Raw genomic sequence first — 13,339 nt, 5'->3', positions numbered from 1 at the left:
ATGACTGTGTTGATTGCCGGTTGCGGCGACCTCGGAACTGAAGCAGGACTCCGTTATGCCGCCGCCGGGCACCGGGTGGTTGGCTTGCGCCGCTCGCCCGAAAAGCTGCCCCCGGAGATTGAGGGCCTCCGCGCTGATCTGTCGCAGGAACTCCCGGAGCTTCCCTCAGATGTGGACATTGTTGTGGTGGCCATTGCCGCTGATTCGTCCACCGAGGAGGCCTACCGCGCGGCGTACCTGGACGGCACACGCAACGTGTTGGACGCGTTGGAGCGGCAAGGCCTGGAGCCGCGCCGCATTCTCTTTGTTTCGTCAACGGCTGTCTACAGGGATTCGGGCGGGGCTGTGGTGGACGAGTCCACTCCCACGGAGCCCACGCGCTTCAGCGGCCAGGTGCTGGTGGAAACGGAGCAGCTGCTGTTCAACCGGACCAAGGGAACCGCAACAGCGCCGGTTTCCCTGCGGCTTGGCGGAATCTACGGACCCGGCCGCACGCGGCTCATCGATCAGGTCCGCTCCGGCAAAGCAGTCATCCCGGCGCAACCCCGCCACACCAACCGCATCCACCGTGACGATGCTGCAGCCATGATCGTGCACCTGACCACCATGGCTGACCAGCCCGCCGGGGTGTACGTGGGCGTGGATGACCACGCAGCCGAGATGGGCGAGGTCCTACGCTTCCTTGCGGCGGAAATGGACTGCCCGGAACCCCCGACGGCGGCACCTGGCGGCGCGTCCGACTCCGGACCCGGGGACAAGCGCTGTTCCAACAAGCTGGTGCGGGCCACGGGCGTGGAGCTCGCGTTTCCCACCTACAAGGAGGGGTACCGCGCCTTGCTGGCGGGCGAAGGCGTGCGCCACCCCTGAACCCTCCGGAAGGAGCCTGCTAAACCCGCTGCTCCGTGAGCATTGCCTCGAGGACCTGGGCTACGCCGTCGTCGTCGAAATGCGGTGCTGACTGCCCGGCGGCGGTGATGGCGTCCGGGTGCCCGCTCGCCATTCCGTACCCTTGGCCGGCCCAGCGGAGCATTTCGATGTCGTTGGGCATGTCCCCGAAGGCAATGACGTCAGCGGCCTCAATACCCAGCGATTCTGCGTATTGCGCCAGCGTGACGGCCTTGTTGATCCCTGGGACGGACATCTCCAGCAGGGCCGTGCGCGGGGCGGAGTGGGTGGTGCTCACCAGGTGGGCCACGGCAGGCTGGACCTCCGCAAGGAATTCATCCGGGGTAGCGTTCCGGGTAACGGCCAGGAACTTTACCACCGCGTCATCCGCGGTGAGCGTCTCATCAAGCGGCTTGGGGGTGAACTGCGCCAGCAACTCGCTGGTTTCGTTCTCGATGAACCCGGGCTCCAACTGGAAACCCGTGAGCGTCTCAACGGCGAACAGTGCCTCCGGGCGGAGGGACTTGATGATGCGGCGGGCCTCAAAGACCGCTGCAGCATCCAGGGCGGTGGACTGAAGGGCCCTTTCCGTTTCCAGGTCCCACACCACAGCCCCGTTGGAACAGATCACGATTCCGCTGTGTCCCAACTGTTCCTGGAGCGGGTAGAGCCAGCGGGGCGGCCGTCCCGTCACGAACACCAGCTCCACCCCGGCGTCGCGGCAGGCTTGGAAGGCCCTGATGGTCCTGTCGCTGATTTTCCCGTCATGACCCAGGATGGTTCCGTCGATGTCGCTTGCTACGAGCCGCATGAGGCCAGTCTACTTTGGCGCCCTGCCACACAAATTCCGCCGGTGCTGGGCACATTGCCAGGCAGGCAGCATAGGGTGAAGCCATGAGTGGGAAGACAAGCGAAGTCGAAGAACACAGCACCAAAGGCGCCTACGTCACCGGCAATGAGTTCACCCGGGACACCAATTACATTGAGGACCGCATCACGCGCAGCGGTGCTCCCGGGCCGAATGGTGAGCCTGGCTGGCCGGTGGAACCCGGGCGTTACCGGCTGGTGGCAGCCCGCGCCTGTCCCTGGGCCAACCGCACGGTGATTGTCCGGAGGCTTTTGGGACTTGAAGACGTTATCAGCCTGGGGCAGCCCGGCCCCACCCATGACGCCCGCTCATGGACTTTTGACCTGGACCCGGACGGCAAGGATCCAGTGCTGGGGATCGAGCGCCTCCAGGAGGCCTTCTTCCGCCGCTTCCCGGACTACCCGCGTGGGATCACCGTTCCTGCGCTGGTGGATATCCCCAGCGGAGAGGTAGTCACCAACAACTTCCCGCAAATCACCCTGGACTTCTCCTCCGAATGGAAGGAATACCACCGGCCGGGAGCTCCGCAGCTCTACCCTGAGCACCTGCGGGAAGAAATCGACACCGTCAACAAGCGGGTGTTCACCGAGGTCAACAACGGCGTGTACCGGTGTGGCTTTGCCGGCTCCCAGGAGGCCTATGACGCCGCCTATGCCCGGTTGTGGACCGCCATGGACTGGTTGGAGGAACGGCTCACGCACCAGCGCTACCTGGTGGGAGACACCATCACCGAGGCTGACGTGCGGCTGTTCACCACCCTGGCCCGCTTCGACGCCGTTTACCACGGCCACTTCAAGTGCAACCGCAACAAACTCAGCGAAATGCCTGCTCTGTGGGCCTACGCCCGGGACCTGTTCCAGACTCCTGGATTCGGCGACACCACGGACTTCGTGCAGATCAAGCAGCACTACTACATAGTGCACGAGGATATTAATCCCACGCAGATCGTCCCTGGAGGCCCGGACCTGTCCGGCTGGCTGACCGACCATGGCCGTGAGTCACTGGGCGGCCGTCCGTTCGGTGACGGCACTCCTCCGGGACCGGTCAAGGCCGGCGAAGAAGTGGCCCCCGGACACGGAGCCGGCTAAGCGCGCTTGGTGATTTCTGCCCGGGTGGGAGGATTCGCCCCCGCCCGGGAGACGGTGATGGCGGCCGCCTTGGTGGCATGCGACAGGATGGCAGACAACGTTTCAGCGGGGATGGCCCGGAGCGCAGCACGGTTCTGGGCGCCATCCAACCCGTGGTCCACCACGGCGGACAACAGGCCAGCCATGAACGAATCGCCGGCGCCCACGGTGTCCACCACGTCCACCTGCGGCGCCGGGATTTCAACCTCACCGGACCTCGCGATGCCCCACGGCCCACGCGAGCCACGCGTCACAACCACCACAGCGGGCCCTTCATCGCCGGCCAGGCTCAGCCAGCGTCGTGCCGACTCCTCCGGTTCAACTCCCGGGTACAGCCATTCAAGGTCCTCATCGGAGGCTTTGACCACGTCGGAGAGCGCCACGAAACGTTCCGCCTGGGTGCGGGCATAGTCAACATCGGTGATGATGGTGGGCCGGCAGTTGGGATCAAAACTGATGGTGCTGTTGGGGTGGGCATGCTCGACGGCGGCAATCACCTCGGCTGCGCCAGGCTCCAGGGCAGTGGCAATGGATCCCGTGTGGAGCAGCGTGGCCCCCTGCAGCATCACCGGCAACCGCCCGGCGAGCCCGGGCAATTCCCAGGCGAGGTCGAACGTGTAGGTGGCGGCGCCGTCGTCGTCAACCAACGCCGTGGCAATGCTGGTGGGCTTCTGGTCCGGGGGAAGCGGCACCATCACGGAGCTGGCACGCAGGTGCGCGGCAATGGACTCGCCGTACTCGTCCTGGCCGTAGCGCCCAATGAACTGCACGGGGTGGTCCAACCGTGCCAGGCCCACGGCAACGTTGAGGGGACTGCCCCCAACGTGCGCCTCGGTTCCGGCGGTGCGTTGGACGACGTCTACCAGGGCCTCACCAATAACTGTCAGCATGGCACCACTCTGCCAGAGCGCCCGCCGAAGCGCGCAAGCGCCCACCAACAATTACGAAAGCAGTCTCTGCACCAGTTCGCGGCACTTTTTGTAGGCAACGGCCTTGGGATCGATCAGGTCGAAGTGGTCGCCCGGAACGCGCAGCAATTGTGCAGGGGTGCCGGCGGCCGTGGCGGCTGCGACATAGGCTTCGGACTGGCTCGCAGGAACGTCCTCGTCTTCAGTGGCATGCACTGCGTAGACGGGGACGTTAATGGGCAGCAGGCTCATGGGATCAGCGTATTTATGCCGCTTGGGGAATCTACCGGAATCCCCGCCCATGAGGTTGCAGACCGCACCGTTGCTGAGGTTCAGCTTCTCCGCGGCGGCAAGGTTCAGGACGCCGGATTGGCTGACGACGCCCGTCAGATGCACAGCGTCGTCCTCGGCCGAGCGGACCAGTTGCCTGTCGGCGTCGGGAGTGCCGATTGCGGAGAGCCGCTGGCGTCCGGCGGCCCATACTGCAAGGTGGCCGCCGGCAGAGTGGCCCAAGGCCACAACTTTCCCGAGCTGGAGGTCATGGTCCCCGGCAATCGTGGAAAGGTGGTCAATCCCGGCAAGAATGTCCTCGAACGTGTGGGGCCATCCACCGCCGTTGCCTGCACGCCGGTACTCGAGGTTCCAGGCAGTGATGCCGTGCGCGGCCAGGTCCCGGGCCAAAGGCTCCCCAAGTTCAGCGCCGTACTGAGAGCGCCAGTAGCCCCCGTGGATCACAACGGCCACTCCGCCGGAGGCCGTGGCACCCCTGTGGTTGCCGTTGCCCGGTTCAGGTATGAAGAGTTCGCCCCATTGGCTGGGGTGTTCGCCGTAGCTGTACTTGTGCCGCAACATTGCGCCCTCCTTTGTACTGAGCCTATCCTGACGGTCCGTCGGTTTGGCTAGAGGCACCCCGACGACGGTTGTCCCGGTTCAGTGTCGGACCAGCACCGTAAGCTGGGGGCATGGCAAGCAATTGGGACCTCCTGGACCAGGATCAGCGCGACGCAGTGGATGCGAATGTGGCGCTTTACGAGCGCGTCCGGCCCGCCCTGAAGCGGGTTACCCGGGATGTCCTGCTCACTCTCCGCGACATGCTCAATGACGCTGAGGTCACCCCGCTGTTCGTTACCGGCCGCACCAAAACGGTGGAGTCCTTCCGGGAAAAGATTTCCCGGACCGAGGATTCGCTGGAGCCCGGCGGCCCACGCCTTTTGAAGTTCCCGGACCCCTTCCGTACGTTGAACGACATGGTGGGCATCCGCGTCATCACCAAGCTCCCCGCGGAGAACGCGGCGGTAGCCAACATCATCAAGCGGCAGCGCCAGCTTTTCGATTGCCGTGGTGACCGGGAGAAGGATATCGGCTCCATTGAGTCCGGTACCTATGGCTATTCCAGCCGCCACCTGATCCTGCGGACCATCCAGAACGAAACGGTCAAGGAGTACCAGCACGCCTTCAACCCGGAGATGCCGGCCAACGGCAGCTACTTCTTCGAATGCCAGATCCGCACCGTGTTCGCGCACGCGTGGAGCGAAATTGAGCACGACATCCGCTTCAAGGCCGAGGATCCGCGCGCTTGGACACCTCATTTTGACCGTCAGTTCACAGCCACGGCCGCCATGTTGGAAACCGTTGAGAGCGCGTTTGCTGACCTTCATGAGCGTTACGAGGAAGTCCGGGGCTACTGGGATCTGCACGGCGAAGGCGCCATGCCCCTCACGCCCAACCGGGTCCGTGACGTCTGGAGAACCCTCTTGCCGCACGTTGACCGTAAAGTTGATGATGACTGGGGCTGGGCCGCTGAACTGCTTGCCGCCCACGGTTTGACCAAAACCGTGGAACTGGCGGGACTGCTCAGCGCCAACCGGATCACCGAGGTCCGCAAGGCTTTGGACCACCGCTACTCCCCCGGCCCGGACCGCCTCCTGGATGATCTCCTGTTGTGGCAGTACGGAACCGAACACATTGACCTCACCGCTGAGGCGCCCGACGCCGTTCCGCACCCGCGGCGCGACAGCCTCCAGCGGCGCCTTAAGCAGATTGAGCGCTACCGCCAAACTGCTCTGTAAAAAGAGTGCATCTTAAGGACCCATGACTCCCGAGCAACTCATGTCCCTGCGGGTGACTTTCCGGTCACCCAGACGCCTGCTGACGGAATCACTGGCAGGGCTGGTTGTGGCTCTGGCTTTGATTCCGGAGGCAATCGCGTTCTCCGTGATTGCCGGGGTGGATCCGCGTATCGGGCTTTTCGCGTCCTTCACCATGGGCGTGGTCACTGCCCTGGTGGGTGGACGGCCCGCCATGATTTCGGCAGCCACAGGGGCTGTGGCGCTGGTGATCGCTCCCGTGATGAAGGAGCACGGCCTCGATTACCTGATTGCCACGATCATCCTGGCCGGCGTGTTCCAGATCATCCTTGCTGTCCTTGGCGTGACCAGGTTGATGCGGTTCATTCCGCGCTCCGTGATGATCGGGTTCGTGAATGCCCTGGCCATTCTGGTGTTCACGTCCCAGATGCCGGAACTGTTCAACGTACCGTGGATGGTCTATCCGATCGTGGTGGTGGGACTGGTGATCGTATTCGGGCTTCCGCGCCTGACTACTGCCATTCCCGCACCGCTGGTGGCCATCGTGCTGATCACGCTGGTAACCGTAGTGGGCGGCATCGACGTTCCGACTGTGAGCGACAAAGGCGAACTCCCGGACAGTCTTCCCGGGTTCTTCCTGCCCCATGTTCCCTTGACCTTGGAGACATTCCAGATCATTGCCCCCTTTGCCCTGTCCATGGCTTTGGTGGGCCTCCTTGAGTCGTTGATGACAGCCAAACTGGTTGACGACATTACGGACACCCGTTCCAACAAGACACGCGTCTCCTGGGGTCAGGGAGCGGCAAACATCGTGACGGGCTTCCTGGGTGGGCTGGGTGGTTGCGCGGTGATCGGCCAAACCATGATCAACGTCAAGGGCTCGGGAGCGCGCAGCCGCCTTTCCACCTTCCTGGCGGGTGTATTCCTCCTGTTGTTGGTGGTGGTGTTGGGCGATGTTGTGGGGATGATCCCCATGGCCGCCCTGGTAGCCGTGATGATCTTCGTTTCGCTCATCACCTTTGATTGGCACTCGGTACGGATTTCCACCCTGAAGCGCCTGCCGAAATCGGAGACGGCGGTAATGCTGCTGACCGTTGCCGCAGTGGTGGCGACGCACAACCTGGCGGTGGGCGTCGGCGTCGGCGTCCTGGCTGCCATGGTTCTCTTCGCGCGGAGGGTGGCGCACTTCGCGACCGTTGAGCGGACCGAGCTGGAGCTCAATGGCCAGCATGTGGCAACCTACACCGTGGATGGTGAGCTCTTCTTCGCGTCCTCCAATGATCTCTACACGCAATTCGACTATGCGAAGGATTCCTCCGAAGGCATAGATCGGGTGATCATTGACCTTCACGGCTCGCATATCTGGGATGCCTCCACAGTTGCCGTGCTGGATTCGGTGACGGAGAAGTACCGCAACCATGGCCGCGAGGTGGAGTTCATTGGCCTCAACCAGGCAAGCGTCCGGATGCGTGAGCGCTTGGCCGGGAAACTGGGATCCTGACGGTCACCTGACATATACACGTCAGCGAATGTAATGAACTCGCCTGCCCGCACGGCAAGTGTGAGCATGGATGGATGCTTGAGGCAACCAACACTCCCCCTAAGAATGATGAATCCGCGGCTCCCGTGAACCCTGCCCTCGCCGCCGAGGCCAGGATTGCCCGGGTAGCCGTCACGGTGTTCCCGCTGCTGGTGGTGCTTGCCGGCGTGGTGGGCTTCCTGATTCCGGATGTCTTCAAACCCATGGGCGTGGCCGTTCCCTACCTGCTGGGCGTCATCATGTTCTGCATGGGCCTGACGTTGACCCCGCCGGACTTCGCCTCGGTGGCGCGCCGGCCGTGGGCGGTGGCGCTAGGCATCGTTGCCCACTACGTGATCATGCCCGGCGCGGGCTGGCTGATCGCCGTGCTGCTGCAACTCCCGCCGGAATTGGCGGTGGGCCTGATCCTGGTGGGCTGCGCTCCCTCCGGAACGGCGTCCAACGTGATGGCATTCCTTGCCAAGGGGGACGTTGCGCTGTCCGTCGCCGTGGCCTCGGTATCCACCCTCATCGCCCCCCTGGTGACTCCGGCGTTGACCCTGTTCCTCGCCGGCTCCTTCCTGCATATTGACGCCGGCGCCATGGTCCTGGACATCGTGAAGACGGTCCTTCTTCCCGTGATCGCGGGCTTGCTGGCCCGGCTGTTCCTCTCCAAGGTGGTGGCGAAAGTCCTCCCCGTCCTGCCCTGGGCATCTGCTGTGGTGATTTCCCTGATCGTGGCAATCGTGGTGGCCGGCAGTGCCAGCAAGATCGTGGCAGCGGGGGCGATTGTGTTCCTGGCCGTGGTCCTCCACAACGGCTTCGGCCTGGGCCTGGGGTACCTCGCCGGCAAGCTGGGAAGGCTGGATGACAAAGCCCGCCGCGCCTTGGCTTTCGAAGTCGGCATGCAGAACTCGGGGCTGGCTGCCACGCTGGCAACCGCGCACTTCAGCCCGCTGGCAGCACTGCCGTCCGCCGTCTTCTCCCTGTGGCACAACATCTCCGGCGCGATCGTTGCCGCTTGGCTGGCCCGCCGCCCGTTGAAGGACTGACACCAGGCCGCAGGTGAGCTCCCGGACCGCCTGCGGACACCCCTTGACTAATTTAGTTAAGGCCGTGAACAATTAAGGCACTTACTAATTCCTAGGGGAAGATCCTTCAATGAAGAACTGGGCAGGAAATCTCGAGTACTCTTCCGCGGAAGTGCACCGTCCAACCACCGTGGCGGAGCTTCAGGAACTCGTGGCCAGCGCTTCAAGGATCAAAGCGCTGGGTTCCCGCCACTCCTTCAACACCGTTGCAGACACCGATGGCACACACATCCTGCTGGATGGACTACCCCAGGAAGTGATCCTCAACAAGGAGAAGTCCACGGTCCGCGTCAGCGGCGGCATCAGTTACGGAGCCCTGGGACGCGCCCTCGAGGAACGGGGTTATGCCATCCACAACCTGGCCTCCCTTCCCCACATCTCCGTGGCCGGCGCCATCCAGACCGGCACCCACGGCAGTGGCGTCAACAACCCCTCCTTGGCTGCCGCCGTCGTCGCTATTGACTTGGTACGCGCTTCAGGCGAGTTGGTCACCTTGACCGCGGACGACGCCGATTTCCACGCCAGCGTGGTGGGCGTGGGAGCACTGGGCATCGTCACGGGACTTGAGCTCTCTGTCCGTCCCAGCTTTGAAGTCCGCCAGCGCGTGCTCACCAACTTGTCCTGGGAAGGCGCCCTGGCCAACTTCCACACCATTGCAGCCAGTGCCTACAGCGTGAGCTTCTTTACGGACTACACCGGTGACACCATCCCGCAGGTGTGGTTCAAGGCCCTTGACACAGAAGCGCCGCTGGTTGACCTGTTCGGGGCCACACCGGCAACAGCGGCTTTGCACCCACTTCCGGACATGTCGGCCGAAAACTGCACGGAACAGCTGGATGTTTCAGGTAAATGGCTGGATCGTTTGCCCCATTTCCGCCACGAATTCACTCCCAGCAACGGCGAGGAGCTTCAGAGCGAGTTCCTGTTGCCCCTGGACCAAGCACCCGCAGCCCTTCAAGCGGTCCGTGCGATCGCAGACAAGATCGCGCCCCTGCTCTTTGTATCCGAGATCCGCACCATTGCTGCCGACGAGTTTTGGCTCAGCCCGTTCTACCAGCAGCAAAGTGTCGCCCTGCACTTCACGTGGAAGCCGCGCCAGGAGGACGTGGAAGCCGTGCTTCCCGAGTTGGAGGAGGCGCTGCGCCCATTCAGCGCACGGCCGCACTGGGGCAAGCTGTTCACTCCCGCCCAGTACAACTTTGCGGCGCTTTACCCGCGGTTCGACGATTTCCGGGCTTTGGTCCGGGCACATGATCCGTCGGGGAAGTTCAGCAATACGTTGCTGGACACCGTGCTGGGCGTTCCTGTTACGTCGTAGCTCTGATCACGCCACCGGCTCGTAATTTCGTTGCCAGCCCGCAGTTACGTTGCCGGGCCGCAGTTACGTTGCCGGGCCGCGACGGAATAGCGGTCCGGCAACGGAATAGCGGGACTACTCAATAGCGGCACTACTCAATATGGGCCAGCACGGCGCCGGCGGTCACCACTTCCCCGGGCGCAGCGGCTACGTCTGCGAGCGTCCCGGCGCGGTGGGCAGTCAGTTGCGTCTCCATCTTCATGGCCTCCAGCACCACCAGCGGATCTCCGTTCTTGACCGTCCCTCCGGGTTCCACCAGCCACTTCACCACGGTGCCGGCCATGGTGGACACCAGGGCCGACTCAGCTGGTGAGTCGCCGCCGGGGATGACAGAACCCGGCGCATCGGTCAGGGATGCAGGCGGCAGCCCCTGCCCGGAGCGTGCCCAACCGTCCAGCAGGTCCGCGGGCAGTCCTACGGCCAGCCGCTTGCCGTCCAGGTCCACGGTGATGGTTCGCCTGCTGCCCGCAGGAGCCGAGTGGCTGTAGTCCGGGTCCACCGGGATCTTGTCAGCGAAGTCGGTTTCGATCCACCGGGTGTGCACCCGGAGATCGGTGGCGGACGTGAAGTCACTGGACTCCAGAACGGCCCGGTGGAACGGAAGTACGGTGGCCACGCCGGTGATCTTCATGTCGGCGAGCGCGCGGCGCGCACGGCGAAGCGCCTGCTGCCTGTCGGCCCCGGTAACCACCAGCTTGGCCAGCAGCGAATCGAATTGTGGCGGCACCACGGAACCACTGCGCACCCCGGAGTCCAGCCGAATTCCAGGGCCGGTGGGTCCCTCGAAGGATTCAACCGTTCCCGGGGAAGGCAGGAATCCGCGCCCCACATCCTCGGCGTTGAGCCGGAACTCAAAGGAATGTCCGCGGGGAGAAGGGTCCGTGGAAATACTCAGGGGCAACCCGGCAGCTATGCGGAGTTGTTCCTGCACCAGGTCAATGCCTGCCGTCTCTTCCGTGATGGGGTGTTCAACCTGAAGCCGGGTGTTGACCTCCAGGAACGCCACGGCACCGTCAGCAGAGACCAGGAACTCCACTGTTCCGGCACCGTAGTAGCCGGCCTCGCGGATGATCGCTTTGGCGCCGTCGTAGATCTTCTGCTGCTGTTCGCCGCTCAGGAAAGGTGCGGGGGCCTCTTCCACCAGCTTTTGGTGGCGCCGCTGCAGGGAGCAGTCGCGGGTGCCCACCACCACAACATTGCCGTGGGTGTCGGCAATGATCTGGGCCTCCACGTGCCGTGGCCGGTCCAAGTACTGCTCCACAAAGCATTCGCCCCTGCCGAAGGCCACCACTGCCTCACGGACGGCGGAATCAAAAGCTTCCTCTACCTCGGCGAGTTCACGGACCACCTTGAGGCCGCGGCCGCCGCCTCCAAAGGCGGCCTTGATGGCCATGGGGAGCCCGTGCTCCTCGGCGAAGGCACGCGCTTCAGCCGCAGACTCCACGGGACCATCACTGCCCGCCACCAAGGGCGCCCCGGCCCGCACGGCAATCTCCCGTGCGGTGATCTTGTTGCCCAACTGGCGGATCGACTCGGGCGAGGGACCGATCCACTCCAGCCCGGCGTCGATGACAGCCTGGGCAAAGTCCGCATTCTCGGAGAGGAAGCCATACCCGGGATGGACCGAGTCAGCACCGGAGCGGGCCGCAACATCGAGCAGTTTTCCGATGTTCAGGTACGTGTCCGCTGGGCTGTTTCCGCCCAAACTGTAGGCCTCATCCGCGGCACCGACGTGCAGGGCATCGGCGTCGATGTCCGCATAGACGGCCACTGAGGAGATACCGGCGTCATGGCAGGCTCGGGCCACGCGCACAGCAATTTCGCCGCGGTTGGCGATCAGGACCTTATGCATCTTCACTCACTTCTTTGGTCTTGTTGAATTCCGGGGAAAGGCGGAACCGGATCCGCCCGCCGATGGGGACCTGCGCCACCCGGTCCAGGTGTTCATCCCGCACCACGCCAATCACCGGGTAGCCGCCCGTGATGGGGTGGTCCGCCAGGAAGAGGACAGGAAGTCCGGCGGGCGGTATCTGCAGCGCTCCGGCCATGGTTCCTTCGCTGGGGAGCTCACCGTCACGGGTCCGCTCCAGCGGCATCCCGTCCAGGCGTAGCCCCACGCGATTTGATTGGGGTGTCACCACCCAGTCCTGGCTGGTCAGGGACTCCATGGCTGATGGGTCGAACCAGTCGGCACGAGGCCCGGGAACCACCTCCACTTCGGTTACTCCGGCGCCTGGAAACTCAGGCTGCAGTTCGGGGCTGCCCACGGCTGTGGAGGCCGTGGCCGCGCCCCGGGGCAGCACCGTGCCGGCGGCCAAGGGCTTTGGTCCGATCCCGGACATGGTGTCGGTGGACCTGCTGCCCAGGACCTCCGGGACATCCACTCCGCCGCGGATGGCCACGTAATTCCGGAAGCCTGAGGCAGGCGGGCCCACCGTGAGGACCTCACCGTCAAGCAGGGCGAACGGGGTGGCCATGGGAACTGTCCTCGGGGCACCTTGCCGGGTGTCGCCGTCGGAATCCGTCCACGACGGCGGTTGGACCGTCAGCGTTGCCGGCGCACCGGTCACGGCAATCACCTGGTCCTCCACCGCTTCCAGTGCCAGCCCACCGCTGACGGACTCGATGGCTGCGGCGGCAGCGTGGTTTCCTACCAGCCGGTTGGCCCGCCGGAGCGATGCCCGGTCCAGTGCGCCTGCAGCGGAGACCCCCAACGGGCCGTAGCCGCGGCGCCCCAAATCCTGGATCAAACTCTGTGCTCCCGGGGACACAACAAAGAGGCCAGGTCCTTGGTGGGGTTCCTTTCCAGGCTCCTGGTCAACGGCTGCCGTGGCGTTCACGACCTCGCGGATGGCCCGGTATTGCACACGATCACCCGGGCGAACCAGCGCCGGCTGCGCGCGGTCCAAGTCCCACATCCGGGCCCCGGTCCGGCCTATCAACTGCCACCCGCCCGGCGAACGGCGAGGGTAGACGGCCGAGTACTGACCACCGAGGGCCACGGACCCAGCGGGAACTGCTGTACGCGGGGAAGAACGGCGAGGAACCGTGAGGGCCTCGTTCTCTCCCACCATGTACCCAAATCCGGGCGCGAAGCCAGCGAAGGCAACCGTCCAAATCTGGCCGGTGTGGGCAGCAACAACGCCTTCGACGCTCAGTCGGGTCAATTCAGCGACATCGGCGAGGTCTTCGCCGTCGTACACCGTATCTATGACCACCAGGCCTGAGCCGGTGGCTTCACGGGGCAAAAGCTCCAACTCAAGAAGGCGGGCGCCAATGGCGCGGGTGGCAGCGGCAGATTCACCCACCACCATCACCGTTTCCGCGGCGGCAAGTACGTCCACCTGCCCGGGCAGCGGAGACTTGTTGAGCATGTCCTGCAGCGCGAGGACATCCTGCAGGCCGTCCAGTTCGGCCAGCACGGCGCGGGTGCCGACGGGCCTGACGGAGCGAACCCTCTTGGCTGTAGCTGTGTGCATCACGGTTTCCATTTTTCG

11 protein-coding genes are annotated in these 13,339 nt (G+C 64.2%); 6 read left to right on the top strand and 5 right to left on the bottom strand.

Annotated elements, in window-relative coordinates; genetic code table 11:
• The gene (locus tag JOE60_RS00460; protein WP_167268284.1) at nt 1-867 is read left to right on the top strand and encodes an SDR family oxidoreductase; all 867 of its coding nucleotides are present in this window, start codon (nt 1-3) and stop codon (nt 865-867) included.
• Between the two features lie 19 nt (nt 868-886).
• Here JOE60_RS00460 and JOE60_RS00455 read toward each other — a convergent pair whose 3' ends face one another.
• Nucleotides 887-1,696: an HAD family hydrolase gene (locus JOE60_RS00455; protein ID WP_167268282.1), complete on the bottom strand. Its 810-nt coding sequence runs from the start codon at nt 1,694-1,696 to the stop codon at nt 887-889.
• Between the two features lie 83 nt (nt 1,697-1,779).
• Between JOE60_RS00455 and JOE60_RS00450 the strand changes: the two genes are divergently transcribed.
• Complete coding sequence (locus JOE60_RS00450; RefSeq protein ID WP_167268280.1) at nt 1,780-2,841, top strand: glutathione S-transferase family protein; 1,062 nt, start codon at nt 1,780-1,782, stop codon at nt 2,839-2,841.
• Here JOE60_RS00450 and JOE60_RS00445 read toward each other — a convergent pair.
• Nucleotides 2,838-3,770, bottom strand: a complete 933-nt coding sequence (locus JOE60_RS00445) for a carbohydrate kinase family protein (protein ID WP_167268278.1) — start codon at nt 3,768-3,770, stop codon at nt 2,838-2,840. The two genes, JOE60_RS00450 and JOE60_RS00445, sit on opposite strands and share 4 nt — an antisense overlap.
• A gap of 51 nt (nt 3,771-3,821) precedes the next feature.
• Nucleotides 3,822-4,640 carry an alpha/beta hydrolase gene (locus JOE60_RS00440; protein ID WP_167268275.1) on the bottom strand — a complete coding sequence of 273 codons (819 nt, stop codon included), beginning with the start codon at nt 4,638-4,640 and terminating at the stop codon, nt 3,822-3,824.
• A gap of 110 nt (nt 4,641-4,750) precedes the next feature.
• Between JOE60_RS00440 and JOE60_RS00435 the strand changes: the two genes are divergently transcribed.
• The 4 genes from JOE60_RS00435 to JOE60_RS00420 all read left to right on the top strand — a co-directional run bounded on the left by JOE60_RS00435 (nt 4,751) and on the right by JOE60_RS00420 (nt 9,803).
• Nucleotides 4,751-5,857, top strand: coding sequence for a GTP pyrophosphokinase (locus JOE60_RS00435; RefSeq protein ID WP_167268273.1), 1,107 nt, complete (start codon nt 4,751-4,753; stop codon nt 5,855-5,857).
• A 22-nt stretch (nt 5,858-5,879) separates the two neighbouring features.
• Nucleotides 5,880-7,376, top strand: coding sequence for a SulP family inorganic anion transporter (locus JOE60_RS00430; protein ID WP_167268271.1), 1,497 nt, complete (start codon nt 5,880-5,882; stop codon nt 7,374-7,376).
• A gap of 74 nt (nt 7,377-7,450) precedes the next feature.
• Nucleotides 7,451-8,446, top strand: coding sequence for a bile acid:sodium symporter family protein (locus JOE60_RS00425; protein ID WP_167268267.1), 996 nt, complete (start codon nt 7,451-7,453; stop codon nt 8,444-8,446).
• Between the two features lie 109 nt (nt 8,447-8,555).
• Nucleotides 8,556-9,803 carry a D-arabinono-1,4-lactone oxidase gene (locus JOE60_RS00420; protein WP_167268265.1) on the top strand — a complete coding sequence of 416 codons (1,248 nt, stop codon included), beginning with the start codon at nt 8,556-8,558 and terminating at the stop codon, nt 9,801-9,803.
• Nucleotides 9,804-9,933: 130 nt separating this feature from the next.
• Here JOE60_RS00420 and JOE60_RS00415 read toward each other — a convergent pair whose 3' ends face one another.
• Together JOE60_RS00415 and JOE60_RS00410 are read right to left on the bottom strand one after the other, a co-directional pair.
• Nucleotides 9,934-11,694 (bottom strand): acetyl/propionyl/methylcrotonyl-CoA carboxylase subunit alpha, encoded by a 1,761-nt coding sequence (locus JOE60_RS00415; RefSeq protein WP_167268452.1) that lies wholly within the window; start codon nt 11,692-11,694, stop codon nt 9,934-9,936.
• Nucleotides 11,687-13,333: a 5-oxoprolinase subunit B/C family protein gene (locus JOE60_RS00410; RefSeq protein WP_167268262.1), complete on the bottom strand. Its 1,647-nt coding sequence runs from the start codon at nt 13,331-13,333 to the stop codon at nt 11,687-11,689. Before JOE60_RS00410 ends, JOE60_RS00415 begins: the two co-directional genes overlap by 8 nt.
• Between the last annotated feature and the right edge of the window lie 6 nt (nt 13,334-13,339).

This window comes from Paenarthrobacter ilicis, from assembly GCF_016907545.1.
GTDB classification, from domain to species: domain Bacteria; phylum Actinomycetota; class Actinomycetes; order Actinomycetales; family Micrococcaceae; genus Arthrobacter; species Arthrobacter ilicis.
Note: the sequence above shows the minus strand (reverse complement) of the source record. Positions and strands in the feature narration are given on the sequence as shown.

Excerpts from the sequence above, each read along its gene's own strand:
- JOE60_RS00440 (WP_167268275.1), bottom strand. The coding sequence starts at position 4,640 with ATGTTGCGGCACAAGTACAGCTACGGCGAACACCCCAGCCAATGGGGC.
- JOE60_RS00425 (WP_167268267.1), top strand. The coding sequence starts at position 7,451 with ATGCTTGAGGCAACCAACACTCCCCCTAAGAATGATGAATCCGCGGCT.
- JOE60_RS00460 (WP_167268284.1), top strand. The coding sequence starts at position 1 with ATGACTGTGTTGATTGCCGGTTGCGGCGACCTCGGAACTGAAGCAGGA.
- JOE60_RS00455 (WP_167268282.1), bottom strand. The coding sequence starts at position 1,696 with ATGCGGCTCGTAGCAAGCGACATCGACGGAACCATCCTGGGTCATGAC.
- JOE60_RS00445 (WP_167268278.1), bottom strand. The coding sequence starts at position 3,770 with ATGCTGACAGTTATTGGTGAGGCCCTGGTAGACGTCGTCCAACGCACC.
- JOE60_RS00430 (WP_167268271.1), top strand. The coding sequence starts at position 5,880 with ATGACTCCCGAGCAACTCATGTCCCTGCGGGTGACTTTCCGGTCACCC.
- JOE60_RS00435 (WP_167268273.1), top strand. The coding sequence starts at position 4,751 with ATGGCAAGCAATTGGGACCTCCTGGACCAGGATCAGCGCGACGCAGTG.
- JOE60_RS00410 (WP_167268262.1), bottom strand. The coding sequence starts at position 13,333 with ATGGAAACCGTGATGCACACAGCTACAGCCAAGAGGGTTCGCTCCGTC.
- JOE60_RS00415 (WP_167268452.1), bottom strand. The coding sequence starts at position 11,694 with ATGCATAAGGTCCTGATCGCCAACCGCGGCGAAATTGCTGTGCGCGTG.
- JOE60_RS00420 (WP_167268265.1), top strand. The coding sequence starts at position 8,556 with ATGAAGAACTGGGCAGGAAATCTCGAGTACTCTTCCGCGGAAGTGCAC.
- JOE60_RS00450 (WP_167268280.1), top strand. The coding sequence starts at position 1,780 with ATGAGTGGGAAGACAAGCGAAGTCGAAGAACACAGCACCAAAGGCGCC.